Genomic DNA, 15,394 nt, shown 5'->3' with positions numbered 1-15,394 from the left:
ACGACCTATTGATATGACCGGTAAGCATCGAACCAATTATGTCCAGCTCACGCTCGTTTCAAACGAGCGTGTAATAGTATATCGTGTTTCACGATAATTAATCCGCGATTAGCAAAATCGCTTATATTCTGCACTCATTAAAAACGAGCGCAAGCAATAATACATCAAGATTCTGTCGGGCAGGGAATGACGACCTATTTATACGAACAGTAAGCATCGAACCACTTCTACTCTATCCGTCTTTTCCGCGAAGGCGGAAATCTTAAAGCAAACTTTATCAACTAGGTAATGTCCTAGCGGATTGAAAAAGCATCAATTTTTATTTCGGTTGGTTGTTCTGCAATAATTTGACTAACCAGTAACCCCGTAGCCGGCCCTAAGCTTAATCCCATCATACCATGGCCCGTTGCAACTATTAAATTTTTCTTTTGAGCACTTCTTCCAATGTAAGGTAAGCCATCAGGCGATGAAGGACGGAAACCATACCAAATCTTATCTTCGGCAGGCAAATCCGGTTTTAAATCCGGGAAATATTTAGGTACAGATTGTACAATACCTTTTACCCGCTGCATATTTATCCTAGTATTTATTTTATCAAGTTCCATTGTACCGCCATACCGGATACTTCCGTTCATCGGTGTTATCGCTACTCGTGCCTCGCAAAGCAAAGCCGGGATGGTCACCCGGTTTTTGGGTTCGGACTCCATAAATGAATAACCTTTACCTGGCATTAATGAAATATTTAAGTTCACCATTTTGGCAACTGCGGGCGACCAGGAGCCGGTTGCCAGAACATATTCATCGGCTTCCCAAACATCGCTGCCTGTAAAAACCTTTGTAATCCGGTTCAAATCAGATTCAATTCTATCAACTTCTTTATTGCGTACAATTTTTACATCGTTTTGTTCAAGGTATCGGAGTAAATCCTGCATTAATTTGCCGGGATACAGGTGCGCATCACAGCGGTAATGCACGGCACCTAAAACATCAAGTTCCAGTTCCGGCTGCAGGGCTTTGCAAGCTGCTGCATCTAAAACAGCCATATCCAAGCCTAGTTCATTAGCCTTTTCAGCTAAATGCGCTTCCTCTTCGCCTGCTTTTTCTGTTTTATAGAAGGCCAGGATACCTTTATTTGTCAGTTCAAAATTGAACCCGGACTCTTTAGATAAATCTTCATAAAGCTTTTTGCTTAATAAAGATAAATCGCGTAATGGTTCTGCCGATTGCTCAACATGTTTCGAAGTTGCGTGCTTTACAAATTTTAGACCCCAGTTTACCAGATTTAAATTTAAACCGGGACGAACATAGAAGGGGCTTTTACTGTTAAACATCCACCGAATGCCCTGGCTAATCATTCCCGGTGCCGCCAAGGGTACAAAATGACTTGGCACAATCATACCGGCATTTCCGAAAGAGCAATTATCTGCCACATCGCCTTTATCCAATACTGTAACCTCATATCCCTTTTTATGAAGATAATAAGCCGAACTTAAACCTACAATACCACCACCAATAATTAAAACCTTCGACATTTCTTTTTTATATTAACAATTTGATTCAAAACAATGAATCGTACCTGCTATAATTCTTTAACTAGATAACCTGGAAACCATAAGCGTAAGGATCATCTTCCGAATCTATTTTTATCGTGTTGTAACCATAAACTTTCGCCCAACCCTCCACACTCGGAATAATCGCTTTAAACCCATTTAAATCTACTTCCTCTTCTACCCTTCCGGTAAACTTACTTCCGATAAAGCTTTCGTGGATAAAATCTTCACCTTTTTTAAGCTTGCCTTTTGCATGCCATTGTGCCATGCGCGCTGAGGTACCCGTTCCGCAAGGTGATCTATCAATTGCCTTATCGCCGTAAAAAACGGCATTTCTCGCCGTAGAAGTTGGATCGAGTGTTTTACCTGTCCAGAGTACATGGCTACAACCATTAATGGTTTCATCAAGCGGGTGTACAAATTTATATTTTTCGTTAATGCGCTTTCTAATGACCTGGCTCCAGGTGATTAACTGCGATGCGGTATAATTTTCCAGTCCCGGGAAATTTTCCTGTGGATCAACTATCGCATAAAAATTTCCGCCGTAGGCAACGTCGAAAGTGAGTAAGCCTAAATCAGGACATTCTACTTCCAGGTTTTCGGCAGCAAGATAAGAAGCAACATTCTTTAATTTTACCGATTTAACTTTCTTTCCTTCTTGCTTGTATTCAATTAAAACCAATCCTGCCGGTGCTTCCATTCGGATTAAACCCGGGATTTTTGGCTGAATAAGTCCTTCTTCAATAGCGATGGTTATGGTTCCGATTGTTCCGTGACCGCACATGGGCAGGCAACCGCTGGTCTCGATAAATAAAACAGCAACATCGTTATCCGGATGATGCGGTGGATAAAGAATACTTCCCGACATCATATCGTGACCGCGGGGTTCGAACATTAGTCCGGTTCTGATCCAATCAAATTCCTTCAAAAAATGCTGACGCTTTTCGCTCATGTTGGCGCCCGTTAACTGAGGTCCTCCACCTGCAACCAGCCGAACGGGATTACCGCAGGTATGTGCATCTACACAGAAAAAAGTTTTACTCATCCGTTTTTGTTAATTTTTGATTAACTGTTCTGAAAATCTGCAATGGATTTCCATCTTTTAATTCATCAGGCAATAAATCCTGCTGCCAGTCCTGATAAGCCAATGGGCGAACAAAACGATAAACGGCTGTTGACCCTACTGACGTGAAACGGCTGTCGTTAGTTGCCGGAAAAGGGCCGCCATGCTGCATGGAAGCGCAAACTTCCACACCTGTGGGTACGCCATTCAAAATTATTCGACCGGTTTTATCTGTTAATTTATTTATCAGAGCGTTATAGCTTTTGAGTTCATCTTTTTCCGCCATTAATGTCGCCGTTAGCTGTCCGTCCAAATTAGAAATTACAATTTCCAGTTCAGCCAAATCTTTTGCCACAACCAATAACGAATAAGGACCAAAAATTTCCTCTTTGAATTTCGGATTTTTGATGAAGTCCACAGCACTAACTTCGACAACTAAAGCCTGCGATTGATTTTTCAGATCCTTATTTTTAAGGTTTGAAATACTAAGAATGGAGGCCTTATCCTCATTAACGATTTCTGTAGTCAGCTTATAATAATTATGTGCAATGCCTTCGGTAAGCATTGTTGCCGATGGAATTGCTGAAATGGCTTCAGCTAAAGTTTGCTTAAATTTTTCAAGTGCGGGAGATTGTATCGCAAGCATTAAACCCGGATTTGTACAAAACTGCCCTGCACCCAAGGTTATAGAGGCCGCATACTTTTTCGCCAGTTCTTCTGCCTGATTTTCTAGTGCCTGCGGCAGAAAAATCACCGGATTTATACTGCCCATTTCGGCAAAAACAGGAATCGGATTTTCCCTTTGTTCTGCAAGTTTGATTAAAGCCATACCACCTTTAAACGAGCCGGTAAAAGTTACAGCCTTCGTTAGCGGATGTTTAACTAAAGCTGAACCAATGGCATATCCATTATCATAAAGCATGGAAAAAACACCTTTCGGCATGTTTGTTTTCTCAACGGCTTTTATAATTGCCCCGGCAACCAAAGCACTTGTTCCATAATGTGCGGGATGCGCTTTTACGACAACCGGACAACCCGAAGCAAGTGCCGAAGCGGTATCGCCACCAGCTACCGAAAACGCCAACGGAAAATTACTTGCGCCGAAAACAACAACAGGGCCAATCGGTATCATCATCCTCCTGATATCTGACTTGGGTAAAGGTTTCCTGTCGGGTTGTGCGGTATCGATTATTGCATTAACCCACGAGCCTTCCGCCACCAGATTTGCAAATAAGCGGAGCTGGCCGGTTGTACGACCAACCTCACCCTGCAAACGGGCAGCAGGCAAACCACTCTCTGCTGATGCCCTTTTAACCAATTCATCCGTTATGGCTGCAATTTCATCTGCAATGGCATTCAAAAAAGCCGCTTTTAAATCTTTATTTACATGCCTGTAAAACTGAAACGCTTCTGTTGCCAGGTTTAACGCTTCATCTGCCAAGCTTTCATTTGCTTTAAAAAAATCGCCTTCTATAGCCAATCCTGAAGCCGCATCAATGGCTTTTAGGCTCTTTTCGTTCGCATCTACATACGTTGAAGCAACTATATTTTTTCCATTCATATTTATTTCATGGCACTATTTTCCCCAACTACCGGCAGGTAATTCAGGACGAGTAGCCAACGCATCGTTTATAATTTTTAATACTTTTTCACGCTCTGCGCCCTGAATCGGCAAACGAGGTGCACGTACAGCTTCTGTACCCAAACCTGTTGCTACCTCGGCAAGTTTAATGTACTGAACCAGTTTTGGATGAATATCCAACTCAAGGACAGGCAAAAACCAACGGTAAATCGTTAATGCTTCGGCAATTCTGTTTTCTTTTATTAACCTGAAAATGGCAACGGTTTCTTTTGGAAAAGCGTCTACCAAACCCGCAACCCATCCGTGCGCGCCCATTACGATACTTTCCATTGCCAATGGATCTACACCGGTAAATATTTTAAATCGATCGCCGAAACGGTTAATCAACCTGGTTACATTTGACACATCCCTCGTTGATTCTTTAATTGCCTGAATGTTGGGATATTTCGTTAAAACTTCGAACATATCAAGGGTGACTTCAATTTTATAATCAACCGGATTGTTATAAATCATAATTGGTAAATCAGTACTTTCAGCAATAGCGCCAAAAAAGGCTAAAGTTTCATCAGCAGCAGCATTATAGCGCATTGGTGGCAGTAACATTAACCCGTTTGCACCCAATGATTCGGCCTTTTTAGCCACTTCAATTGCTTTTTTAGTCGTAGATTCTGCAATGTTCAGTAAAACCGGAACACGACCATTCACTAAGTTTAAAGTGTGAGAAAGCAAGCCGAACTTCTCATCATCCGTTAATACGCTGGCCTCTCCAAGCGAACCGCCTAAAATAATTCCTTCAGCACCAGCTTCAAGTTGAGCTTCTATATTGAGATCAAAAGTTTCAAAATCCAATTCATCGTTTGCTGTAAATTTGGTGGTAACAGCAGGAAAAACCCCGGTCCATTTTATACTCATTATTGTATTTTTTATTTAATTATTCCTTTTTATTTATGGATTCAAAGTTAAGCCATCTGTTAACTGAAGTATTATTAGATTTTAACCGATTTAAGCTAAAAATATACCGAAAAACACTACAACTACTTTACGTTTTTTACCTGGATATAATACATAAATTCGATAGCCTTCGTGCTGAATAAAGCATCCTGTCCGGGTGCTAAGGCAAGTTCCTGCCAATTTTCGGTCGGAATAATTTTGATTGTTTTAAGCCCGTCATTTTTTAATACCAGCGGCAAGTTAAATCCTTTAACACAATCTGCATACCGGTAAAATGCCTTTCCATCTTTCAGGTAATATTCGAAAGAAGGAATCTGAACGGTACGTAAATACTGATCGAAAACTTTACCGTAATTAAACCCCGCTTGCTTAGAAACATAATCTTCAACCTGCTTTGTCGTAACCGTTTGGTGGTAAAAAGTTTTACTCAAACCTCTTAATATTGATCTGAAGAGTTCATCGTTATTGAGGCCATGGCGAATGGCGTGCAGCATATTTCCGGCCTTCGGGTACATATCGCCACTGCCCTGTGCGTTTACACCATAGGGCGGAATAACAGGATAATCATTTTTGATGCCTTTTCTAATGCCGAAATTATATTCGTTCCCGGCCTTATTGCCAAAAATATAATCAACAAACAGCGTTTCACTGTAATTTGTAAAGCCCTCATGAACCCACATATCCGCTAAATCGTTACTGGTTATATTGTTACCGAACCATTCATGACCACTTTCATGGATGATGATAAAATCCCATTTTAAACCCCAGCCATCGCCTGACATATCTCTTCCGCGATAGCCAAATTTATACCAGTTGCCATAAGATACGGCCGACTGATGTTCCATTCCGGTGTGCGAGGCATCGATAAGCTGGTAGCCATCTTCATAAAAAGGATATGGCCCGAACCAATACTCAAAACTTTTCATCATTTTATGCACCTGATCCGGCATGTACGTTTTGGCCTTTGGATAATTGTAATCAAGTACCCAGTAGTTTACATCAAGCGGTCCCTTTTCACCGGCATATTGCTCTTTAAAATTTACATATTTGCCTACGTATGGAATAATGCAGTAATTACTAATCGGGTTTACGACATTATACTTGTAAGTTGCCGTACCATCGTTATTATTTTTCTTAAAAACCAGACGGCCATTACCAACGGCAACTAAGGTATCAGGAACAGTCATGGTTAACGAAGCGCCTAGATTTGGTTCATCACTTTGATGATCTTTATTCGGATACCAGATTGAAGCACCCAGACCCTGGCAGGCAACAGTCATCCACGGACGGCCGAGCGAATCGGCGGTAAAGATAAAGCCGCCATCCCATGGCGCACGTTTTGCCTGATGCACTTTTCCATGGTAAAAAATATTTACGTTGTTTGTTGCCGATAGCTTTTGAGCAGGAACATGTGCATACCAGACACTACCTACATGTTCAAATTTTAACTTCGATTTACCATTGTAAAGAATGCTGTCAATCATTAACGGCTCCTGCAAATCGATTTGCATACGGGTTTTGCCAGTATTGGCACCAACAACTTTGTACACAATCTGATTCGAACCCCTTATGCTTTTATCGTTATAATCAGGTTTTACCGAAAGTTCGTAACGCTGTACATCCCACCAGGTACGCTCGGGTGTTAGTGTTCCCCTAAGGGTATCGGCCAACGTATAAACCTTTTTACTTTGCGCAAAAACAGTATTGGCGAAAAATACAAAAACTAAAAGTGCCGCTGCAGGGGTTAAAATTTTCATGTTTATTTTTATTAATAAGCTTCAGCCCTTATGGCTTCTATTTCTTCTATGCTTTGTGCAAGGTGTTTACCAAGCATTCTATTGCCATTTTTGGTGATGAGAAAATCATCTTCAACCCTTATTCCTGTAAAATTCCTGAACTGCTCCAGTTTATCGTAATTTATAAATTCAGCAAATTTTTGTTCAGCCTTCCACCGGTCGATTAGTTCCGGAATGATATAAATACCCGGTTCTACAGTTAAAACGTACCCTGTTTCGAGCGCTTTACCCAGGCGTAAAGATTTTAAGCCAAATTGTGAAGTATTCTTTTTAAGTTCATCGGTATACCCTACATATTGTTCACCTAAATCTTCCATATCATGAACATCCAGCCCCATCATGTGGCCGGTGCCACATTGAAAAAACATGGCATGCGCACCCGCCTCCACAGCATCATCTGCATTGCCCTGCATTAAACCAATGTCTTTTAAACCCTGCGCCAAAGTTTTACACGATGTTAAATGCACGTCCAAATACCTTACACCTGGCGCCAGCGCATTTTTAGCATTTGTATAGGCATTAAGTACGATGTCGTAAATATCTTTCTGTACCGGGCTAAACTTTTTACTCACGGGAAAAGTACGGGTAAGATCGCCGGCATAACCCAAAGCGGTTTCAACGCCGGAATCATTAAGCACCATCTGTCCTTCTCTTAACATATTGCCATGGTAATGGTTGTGCAATATTTCGCCACGAATCGTCAAAATAGCCGGATAAGAAAGGTTTCCGCCGGACGCTAAAGCAGCCTCCTGAATTTTTGCGGCAAGCTCCCGTTCATACATACCCGGCTTTGCCTGCTGCATCACCATTAAATGAATATCTGCAGATACTGCCGCAGCTTTATCGAGTTCAACAATTTCTTCGGTAGATTTAACTGAACGTTGTGAAACCACCGCCTTAATAAAAGATAACGATGCCGAATGCTCAAGCGCATCAACCGGTAAACCAAACCACTTAGAGAGTTTTATTTTATTTTCCGGACGATAAGGTGGCAGGAAATGAATCGCCCTGTTTTTTTGCTGGCATTGATTTAAAAACGTTTCCAGTTTATCGGAAGACTGAACGTTGGTCAGACCTGAATCTTCTGATTTCTCTTTCAAAGTTTTCTGCCTGCCCATCCAAACGATATCATCGATACTCATTTCATTCCCGAAAAGAATTACCTCCGCTTCATCGATATCAATAACAGCAGCTAACGCAGGTTCGCTGATTCCGAAATAATATAAGAAAGTGCTGTCCTGCCTGAAATGGTAGGCATTATCTGCATAATTCATCGGACTATCCTCGTTACCCAAAAAGAGCAATAGTCCCGATTCAAATTTAGATTTTAATTTTTTTCTTCTCTCGATGTAAATTTCTTTATCAAACATATTTTTGATGTTAAACAAATATCCCAAAAGTGTGCTTCATCCGATAAATTTTAAGATGAATGGCTAAAATATGTGGGGTATCTGCAAATTATAAGCTAGTATATAGTATAAAAATCGCAAAAAATCTCCTTTTCCAAGAAAATAAAGGTAAAATCCGCACAATAGCTGCAAATTAAAAGTTGTTCCAAGAATCCATTTTTAAATAATTTTAGTTTTTCTGAAGATTAAGAATTCGTTATAAAATATGAATAAGATTATTGCCAAAAGTTTATTAGCCTGCTCCATACTGTATTCGATAAATATGCAGGCTCAAAACTATTTGCCACAATTCGGCGACAGCAGGATGAAAGTTAAAAATGTTACGCCAATTAATGCCTATGCTTTCGATTTATCGCAGGTAAGTTTATTGGAAAGTACATTTAAAACAGCCATGAAAGCTGACGAGGCTTATTTAACGATAATAGAACCCGACAGGTTATTATCCGGTTTCAGGAAAAATGCAGGGTTGCAGCCGAAGGCAGAGATTTATGGCGGTTGGGAATCTGACGGGCTGGCTGGCCACAGTTTAGGCCATTACCTTTCAGCATTATCCATGCAGTATGCTTCAACTAAAAGCCCGCTATTTCTTCAAAAGGTTAACTACATCGTCGACCAGCTGGAAGAATGCCAAAAGGCCAGAAAAACGGGTTATATTGGTGCGATTCCCAAAGAAGATGCCATCTGGAGCGAAGTAGCCAAAGGCAATATTAAATCAGGCGGTTTCGATTTAAATGGTGGCTGGTCGCCCTGGTATACAGTTCACAAAGTAATGGCCGGTTTACTTGATGCCTACCTCTATACCAGAAACAAAAAAGCCCTCCATGAATGCATTGAAATGGCCAACTGGACGCAGAAAACAATCGGTGGTCTGAATGATGAATTATTGCAAAAAATGCTGTTCTGCGAATATGGTGGCATGGCCGATGCATTGGTAAATCTTTATGCAATAACGGGTGAAAAGAAGTTTTTAGATTTATCGTACAAGTTTTATGATAAGCGCATTCTTGATCCGCTGGCAAAGCAACAGGATATTTTGCCGGGAAAACATTCTAACACACAAATACCAAAAATTATTGCCAGTGCCAGAAGACACGAAATCACAGGTGATAAAAATGACAAGGCCATTGCCGATTTTTTCTGGAAAACGGTGGTTTACCATCACTCCTATGTAACCGGTGGCAACAGTAATTATGAATATTTAAGCGAGCCTGATAAATTAAACGATAAACTTACCGAAAACACGACCGAAACCTGTAATACGTATAACATGCTCAAATTAACGGGACATTTATTCACAGAAAATCCTTCTGCAGAATTGTTCGATTTTTATGAAAAAGCATTATACAATCATATTCTGGCTTCGCAAAACCACGATGATGGCATGACTTGCTATTTCGTACCCCTGCGTATGGGTGGAAAAAAAGAATATAGCGATAAATTTAACACCTTTACTTGTTGCGTAGGTACAGGCATGGAAAACCATGTTAAATACAATGAAAGCATTTATTTCAGAGGAAGTGATGGCAGTTTATATGTTAATCTTTTTATCCCCTCTATTTTAAACTGGAAGGAAAAAGGCATTAAAATAACACAGCAAACTGCTTTGCCTCAGGGAGATAAAACAGAACTAACTATAAATATTACAAAGGCTTCAAACTTTTCCATCCGTTTAAGGAAACCAAAATGGTCAGAAGGAACTTCTATCGCCGTAAATGGTGTGGTACAAAAAATTAATCCTGATGAAACCGGCTATTATGTAATCAACCGCAACTGGAAAAACAATGATAAAATAACTTACATAACACCTGAAAAATTGCACACTGAAGCAATGCCCGATAATGCAGACCGGAGAGCTGTTTTTTACGGTCCGGTTTTATTGGCAGGCGTTTTAGGCGCAACAGAGCCCGACCCGGTAAAGGGCGTACCCGTGTTTGTAAGCGCCACAAACGATCCCAAAGATTGGTTAAGCGTGGTAAATCAACAGGAATTAAAGTTTCAAACGGTTAACACTGCACAACCACAGGAGGTAACCATGATTCCTTTTTACCAAACCAAAAACCAATATTACAGTGTTTACTGGGATGTTTTTACACCTGAAAAATGGGTAGTTCAGCAAAGAATCTACGACGAGCAGAAGCGTAAACAAAAAGAACTCGAAGATAAAACAACTGATATTTTTCGTTTTGGTGAAATGCAGCCGGAAAGAGATCACAATTTTACCGCCGCAAAAGAATCTATGGGTGAAGAGCATGGGCGCAAATGGCGTTTGGCAGGAGAAGAAGGTTTTTTACAATTTGATGTGAAGGTAGATCCAAATGCACAAAATACGATTATAGCTTCCTATTGGGGAATGGATAACAGAGGCCGAATTTTTGATGTGCTGGTAGACGGTGTAAACATCGCAACAGAGGATTTAAACCGGTATAAGGAAAGTCGTTTTTACGACATTTCTTATAAAATCCCAACAGAAGTAACCAAAGGAAAAAGCAAAGTAACGGTTAAGTTATTTCCCAAAACCAGAAACAGTGCAGGTCCGGTTTATGGCGTTAGGGTGATAAAGGGGAACCCTTAAAATTCAGGACGAGCCAATCCTTCGACAGGCGACCATTGACAGATCAAAAGAAAAGTCGTCATCTCGATCTGATAGCTATCGGATGTAGCGTAACGGAATGGAGAGATCTTTAAATTTGATTTTTTCAGGTACAAAGATTTCTCTACTGCGGTCGAATCCGATAGCTATCGGATGACGACGTCACTTATATTCATTTTTATGAAATAAATTATCCCTCAGGATTGACATTTCGTATTTATCAGACAGCCACAGAAAAATAACATCGCCCAAACACAACATTTCTTTATCTCGCTGAATTATTGGGATATTTTTTAAGAATAGCATCCATTTGAAATGTAGATATAGCGATAACAGAACCATGTCTGGCGCCATCAGGAAAAGATACATTACTATTATAATATGGGGGATTCTTGTCGGTCAGCCATTTCCAATCGATTAGATTTACAGATTCAGCCATACCATATTTACCTTGATTTCCTCCATAATAATCCCATATCATGTTCCACTTTTTAGCTGAAGTTTTATACACGAAAGGGCCTTCCACATTCGCATCAATCACGATTGTAGAATCCCGATAATCGCCAAGCAGCCGATCGGATGTTTTTCTCCATATCTTGTTTTCATACCTGTAAAACATGTAGTATTTTTTGTTACTGTACTTTACAATGTTGGCATCAAGAATAATACCTCCCGAACGCATCAATATTTTTGGTTTTGAAAAATGTTGAAAGTCCTTGGTCGTAGCGTAATATATACTCCAGCTTTTATTATTATCCGCTAATGAAGATGTCCAGTAAAAAACATAATTTTTATCCTGTTCGTTATAAATAGCTTCTGGCGCCCAGGTCTTGTCAGCATCCAAAGGACTTACCTCAATAGCCCTTTCATTTTTCCATTCAATTAGATCATTTGAATCCCAGATTGAAAATGTCCTTCCCTTCCAGGCATTTGTAGCGATGAGGTGATAAACACCTTTTTTGTCTTGAATAATATGGGGATCTCGCAGAATCTTACCGCCCACTGTCGATTTTAATATTGATTTTCCATCGTTCACATTCGTAAAGTGGTAGCCATCGGAACTTACAAAATAGCGAAGATCTTCGGCCTTTCCATCCATATAAGCGCATAAAAAAGCTTTCGTTTTTTGCTGTGCGGAGAGGTTAATGGTCTGAAGAAAAAATAATGTAAAAATTAAAATTTTTATACTGTTTAATTTCATTATTTGGTTATTGAGGTATAATTAACGGAATCATATTAATGCAAATATGGTTATCAGTAACCCCGGTTATTTCCCGGAAACGGTTTCCATATCTGCTCACTCGCCTTTACTGCCAACAATACCGAACAAATGTGCACAAGTCGCGTTAGGCTTACAATGGTTAGAACAAAAATAAAATAATAAACGTTAAAATAACATTTATAGGGAATTTAAAAAATGTCGTAGAAAAACGAAACCATTCGATATCTATCTAGATAATATTACCTCAGTTGTATTTTGATTGGATAACTGAACCTCATATGCGCCTCGCTCACCAATACTTTTATCTTTAACTGAATATTTGCCAATACCATTTAATTTTGCCGGTTGATTTATTCTTAATATTGCTTTTGGCGTATGTTCATCGGCTTTGTTCAGCTTTAAATGAATTTCTCCATTCGCAGCGTGATAACTAAGTTCATCAATCGTTCCTGCATCCAGGGTAATCCAAAGTCCGGCAGGTGCTATATAAACGGAAGATTTTGCGGCTGTTGTTAGCTTAACATTTATGATATTATTTTTAACGCTTAAATTCCCGCCAAAGGCCAGCCAGCCAAATTCTTTATGTTTTATAATATAGGATGAGGTATTTACGGCATAACCGAAAAACCCGGAGCCGTAATCGCCTGTGATGCCGTCATTTTTTAAGGTAGATGGATAAGCATGAAATGCTGCAGGTGCAAAACCATCTTTAGTAATGTTCGATATAGAACCCATTAAACCACCATAACCGGTGCGTAGTAAATAAAAATCATCGGGATTTTTACGGTAATCCATTAAAACCGGGATGGCATTCAGGGCCGAGCCATAATGATGAATCATGCGTTCGATTCGCATTAGTTTCCCACCATATAAGAAATCCCAATACCGGCGGGCATTTCCATTATAGGCCCAATGCGGAACAACAGGCATATAGGCTAAAATCGCATCGAGCGTTACCTTCGCCTTATCCTGGTAACCGAAATAATTAGACCATACATATACTTCCTCCTGCCCGGTAGAGTCCCATGGCATTTCACTGCCAAAAGGGTAATCGAGCGAACGCCAGTGGTTGGCGCGTTTTTTCATTTCATTTTCAAGTTTAACGGCCTCTTCAGTTAAACCCTCATTTTTGAGATCTGTTAAAATCAGGTAAAAAATTGTACCTTCCATTTGCCCGAACTGCGCATAGTAAGGCGCAATATTAACCATCGCCAACCCTGTTTCAGCGGCATCGAGCAGGTGTTGCTTCCAGCTTGTTTCATTAACAAAGCCTTTATAATTACGAGCCAGGCGATACATTATCCAGTGTGCCGCAGCAACGTGAGGATAATTGTATGAACGCCCTAAATTATCAGCCTCCTTTTTTGGCCATGCCGACCAGGTTTTAAAATTGATATCTTTAGCATAAGTATCTTTCGGTAAAGAATCCGGAGCATAGTAAAACAAACTTTTTCTTACGCCATATTTCTCAGGACCATCTTTTAGCTGAATTCGGCCAAATAATACCGTATCTACAAATTGTTTCAATTTATCGATTTCCGCTTTTTCAGGGTGGACCAATTGCTTCATCATTGCGCCCAGCCACGAACCTGCACCACCTTCATCACTTAATCCGGCAATCCACGCCCGGTTATCCTGAATCACCTGCTGTTGCTTTTCGTAATCGTAAGTGATTACCGAAGGACTTCGTTTAAAAATCGCATCAGGCTTATCAAACCATTGTTTAGTCGTTAAAAAATTACCATAACTCGCAATTACTTCAGTTTCAGGTTCAATTACTTTATAATTTATGGTTTGTTCTAATCCATCAGCATAGGTAATGGTTAACCTGGCCCTGCCTGAAATACTTCCTTTAACGGCATAACTCTTCCAGCCATTTTTAGTTGAGCCAATCGCTTTTATGCGTAAAGCCTCAGCAGGAAAAACAGCAATCGATTTAATTTTTTTGTTATAGTTAATAAAAAGTTTAGCCTCCACATCCTTAGGAAGCACATAACCCGGAACAGACACTGCCACTGGTTTATGATTGGCAATCAGCTGGTTTTCTATATCCCTTGCTGTTCCGGATAATATAAATTGAAGTCCGTAATTTTTTGTTTCACCTGGTTTAAGAATAGCTGATGAAGGTATATTCCATTGCGCTGCATTTTTCCACTCGTTTTCAGCATAAGCCTTACTGTAAACCATCCATTCATAGAAACCTTCAAATGCAATTCCCCTTGGGGTTTTATCATCATTTAATGGGTTATAGGCTTCGAAAGGTGTTTTTCCATATGGCGCTACAATTAATGAAGGTGCATGCCCGCTTAATCGGGTTACCTGCAGATAACCGGCATCCTGACCGATGTATGGGTCGTAAAAAACATTTTTTGCATGCGCCTGCTCAAGCGTTCTCCCATCCAGGATATTGTCGAATACCATCGGGATGCCCAATGCGCCAATCTCTACATTTTGATTGGTTTTATTGCTTATTTCAAAACGGAGCACCAATTTACCATCCTTCAATTCCCAGATTCTTTTTATCGTTAAAGGGATATCGGCGGCTAATGTTTCCGTTAAATCGGCGGCAGCAAGTACGCCGGCCATTTCAATATTTTTTACCGGACTTCGCTTTGCGGCTGTGCTGTAACTTTTCCAGTTGCCCTCACTGCCCGATTTCAATCTTAAATTTATATCACCTAAGTGATAAAGGCCATCCGAACTTCTTACTTTTAAACTATCGCCCGGAACAAAATCAAAATCCTTAACCATTTTTGGAGCCAAAGCCGCAACAGTTTGCGAAGACTTAACTAATTTAAGCATGAAGTCTCCGGCATCAAAAGCAGAAAAACCCTTCTCGAGTTGTAAGGTTGACGGCTTTTTACCAAGTGCTATCCAGGGCGATTGTGCCTGAAGTTGATAACAATTAAAGAAAATCAGCGTACAAATACATATTACATGATATATTTTTACGGGCGATTTACAAGTAATTTTATTCAAAAACATAGTCTTTGTGATTGAGCAGGGTATACCCAAAAATATACTTTAAAGTTTAAAGCAAAAAGCAATAGCAAAAACAGGGCAAAATCGGTGAATATCTGGGCTGTGCAAGCCTTTTAAATTTTCCGTATTCAGCAGGTCCTGCCCCGAGAGCGATGAATAATAATCGTTTTAATAACATTTATTATTTTAAATCTATACATTTAGCGGGTAGCTTTTCCAGATATAAACGACAAAACAGAATTCATAAAA

General features: G+C 40.0%; 9 protein-coding genes. 1 reads left to right on the top strand and 8 read right to left on the bottom strand.

What is annotated here, in order from left to right; genetic code table 11:
* Nucleotides 1–293: 293 nt before the first annotated feature.
* From O0931_RS02500 to O0931_RS02475, 6 genes are all read right to left on the bottom strand, one after another.
* Complete coding sequence (locus tag O0931_RS02500) at nt 294–1,532, bottom strand: NAD(P)/FAD-dependent oxidoreductase (RefSeq protein ID WP_269413970.1); 1,239 nt, start codon at nt 1,530–1,532, stop codon at nt 294–296.
* A 61-nt stretch (nt 1,533–1,593) separates the two neighbouring features.
* On the bottom strand, nt 1,594–2,595 hold the full coding sequence (locus O0931_RS02495) for a 4-hydroxyproline epimerase (RefSeq protein WP_269413969.1): 1,002 nt from the start codon (nt 2,593–2,595) through the stop codon (nt 1,594–1,596).
* Nucleotides 2,588–4,174 (bottom strand): aldehyde dehydrogenase (NADP(+)), encoded by a 1,587-nt coding sequence (locus O0931_RS02490; RefSeq protein ID WP_269413968.1) that lies wholly within the window; start codon nt 4,172–4,174, stop codon nt 2,588–2,590. Before O0931_RS02490 ends, O0931_RS02495 begins: the two co-directional genes overlap by 8 nt.
* A gap of 15 nt (nt 4,175–4,189) precedes the next feature.
* Entirely contained in the window at nt 4,190–5,107 is a 918-nt protein-coding gene (locus tag O0931_RS02485; protein ID WP_269413967.1) for a dihydrodipicolinate synthase family protein, read from the bottom strand.
* Between the two features lie 122 nt (nt 5,108–5,229).
* Nucleotides 5,230–6,903 carry a M1 family metallopeptidase gene (locus tag O0931_RS02480; protein WP_269413966.1) on the bottom strand — a complete coding sequence of 558 codons (1,674 nt, stop codon included), beginning with the start codon at nt 6,901–6,903 and terminating at the stop codon, nt 5,230–5,232.
* Between the two features lie 11 nt (nt 6,904–6,914).
* Nucleotides 6,915–8,312, bottom strand: a complete 1,398-nt coding sequence (locus O0931_RS02475) for an aminopeptidase P family protein (RefSeq protein ID WP_269413965.1) — start codon at nt 8,310–8,312, stop codon at nt 6,915–6,917.
* A 244-nt stretch (nt 8,313–8,556) separates the two neighbouring features.
* On the opposite strand from O0931_RS02475, the gene O0931_RS02470 reads away from it, so the two are divergent.
* On the top strand, nt 8,557–10,923 hold the full coding sequence (locus O0931_RS02470; protein WP_269413964.1) for a glycoside hydrolase family 127 protein: 2,367 nt from the start codon (nt 8,557–8,559) through the stop codon (nt 10,921–10,923).
* Nucleotides 10,924–11,206: 283 nt separating this feature from the next.
* Here O0931_RS02470 and O0931_RS02465 read toward each other — a convergent pair whose 3' ends face one another.
* Entirely contained in the window at nt 11,207–12,142 is a 936-nt protein-coding gene (locus O0931_RS02465) for a glycoside hydrolase family 43 protein (RefSeq protein WP_269413963.1), read from the bottom strand.
* A gap of 246 nt (nt 12,143–12,388) precedes the next feature.
* Complete coding sequence (locus tag O0931_RS02460; protein WP_269413962.1) at nt 12,389–15,148, bottom strand: DUF5695 domain-containing protein; 2,760 nt, start codon at nt 15,146–15,148, stop codon at nt 12,389–12,391.
* Nucleotides 15,149–15,394 lie beyond the last annotated feature (246 nt).

Source organism: Pedobacter rhodius, from assembly GCF_027213645.1.
GTDB lineage: Bacteria > Bacteroidota > Bacteroidia > Sphingobacteriales > Sphingobacteriaceae > Pedobacter > Pedobacter rhodius.
Note: the sequence above shows the minus strand (reverse complement) of the source record. Positions and strands in the feature narration are given on the sequence as shown.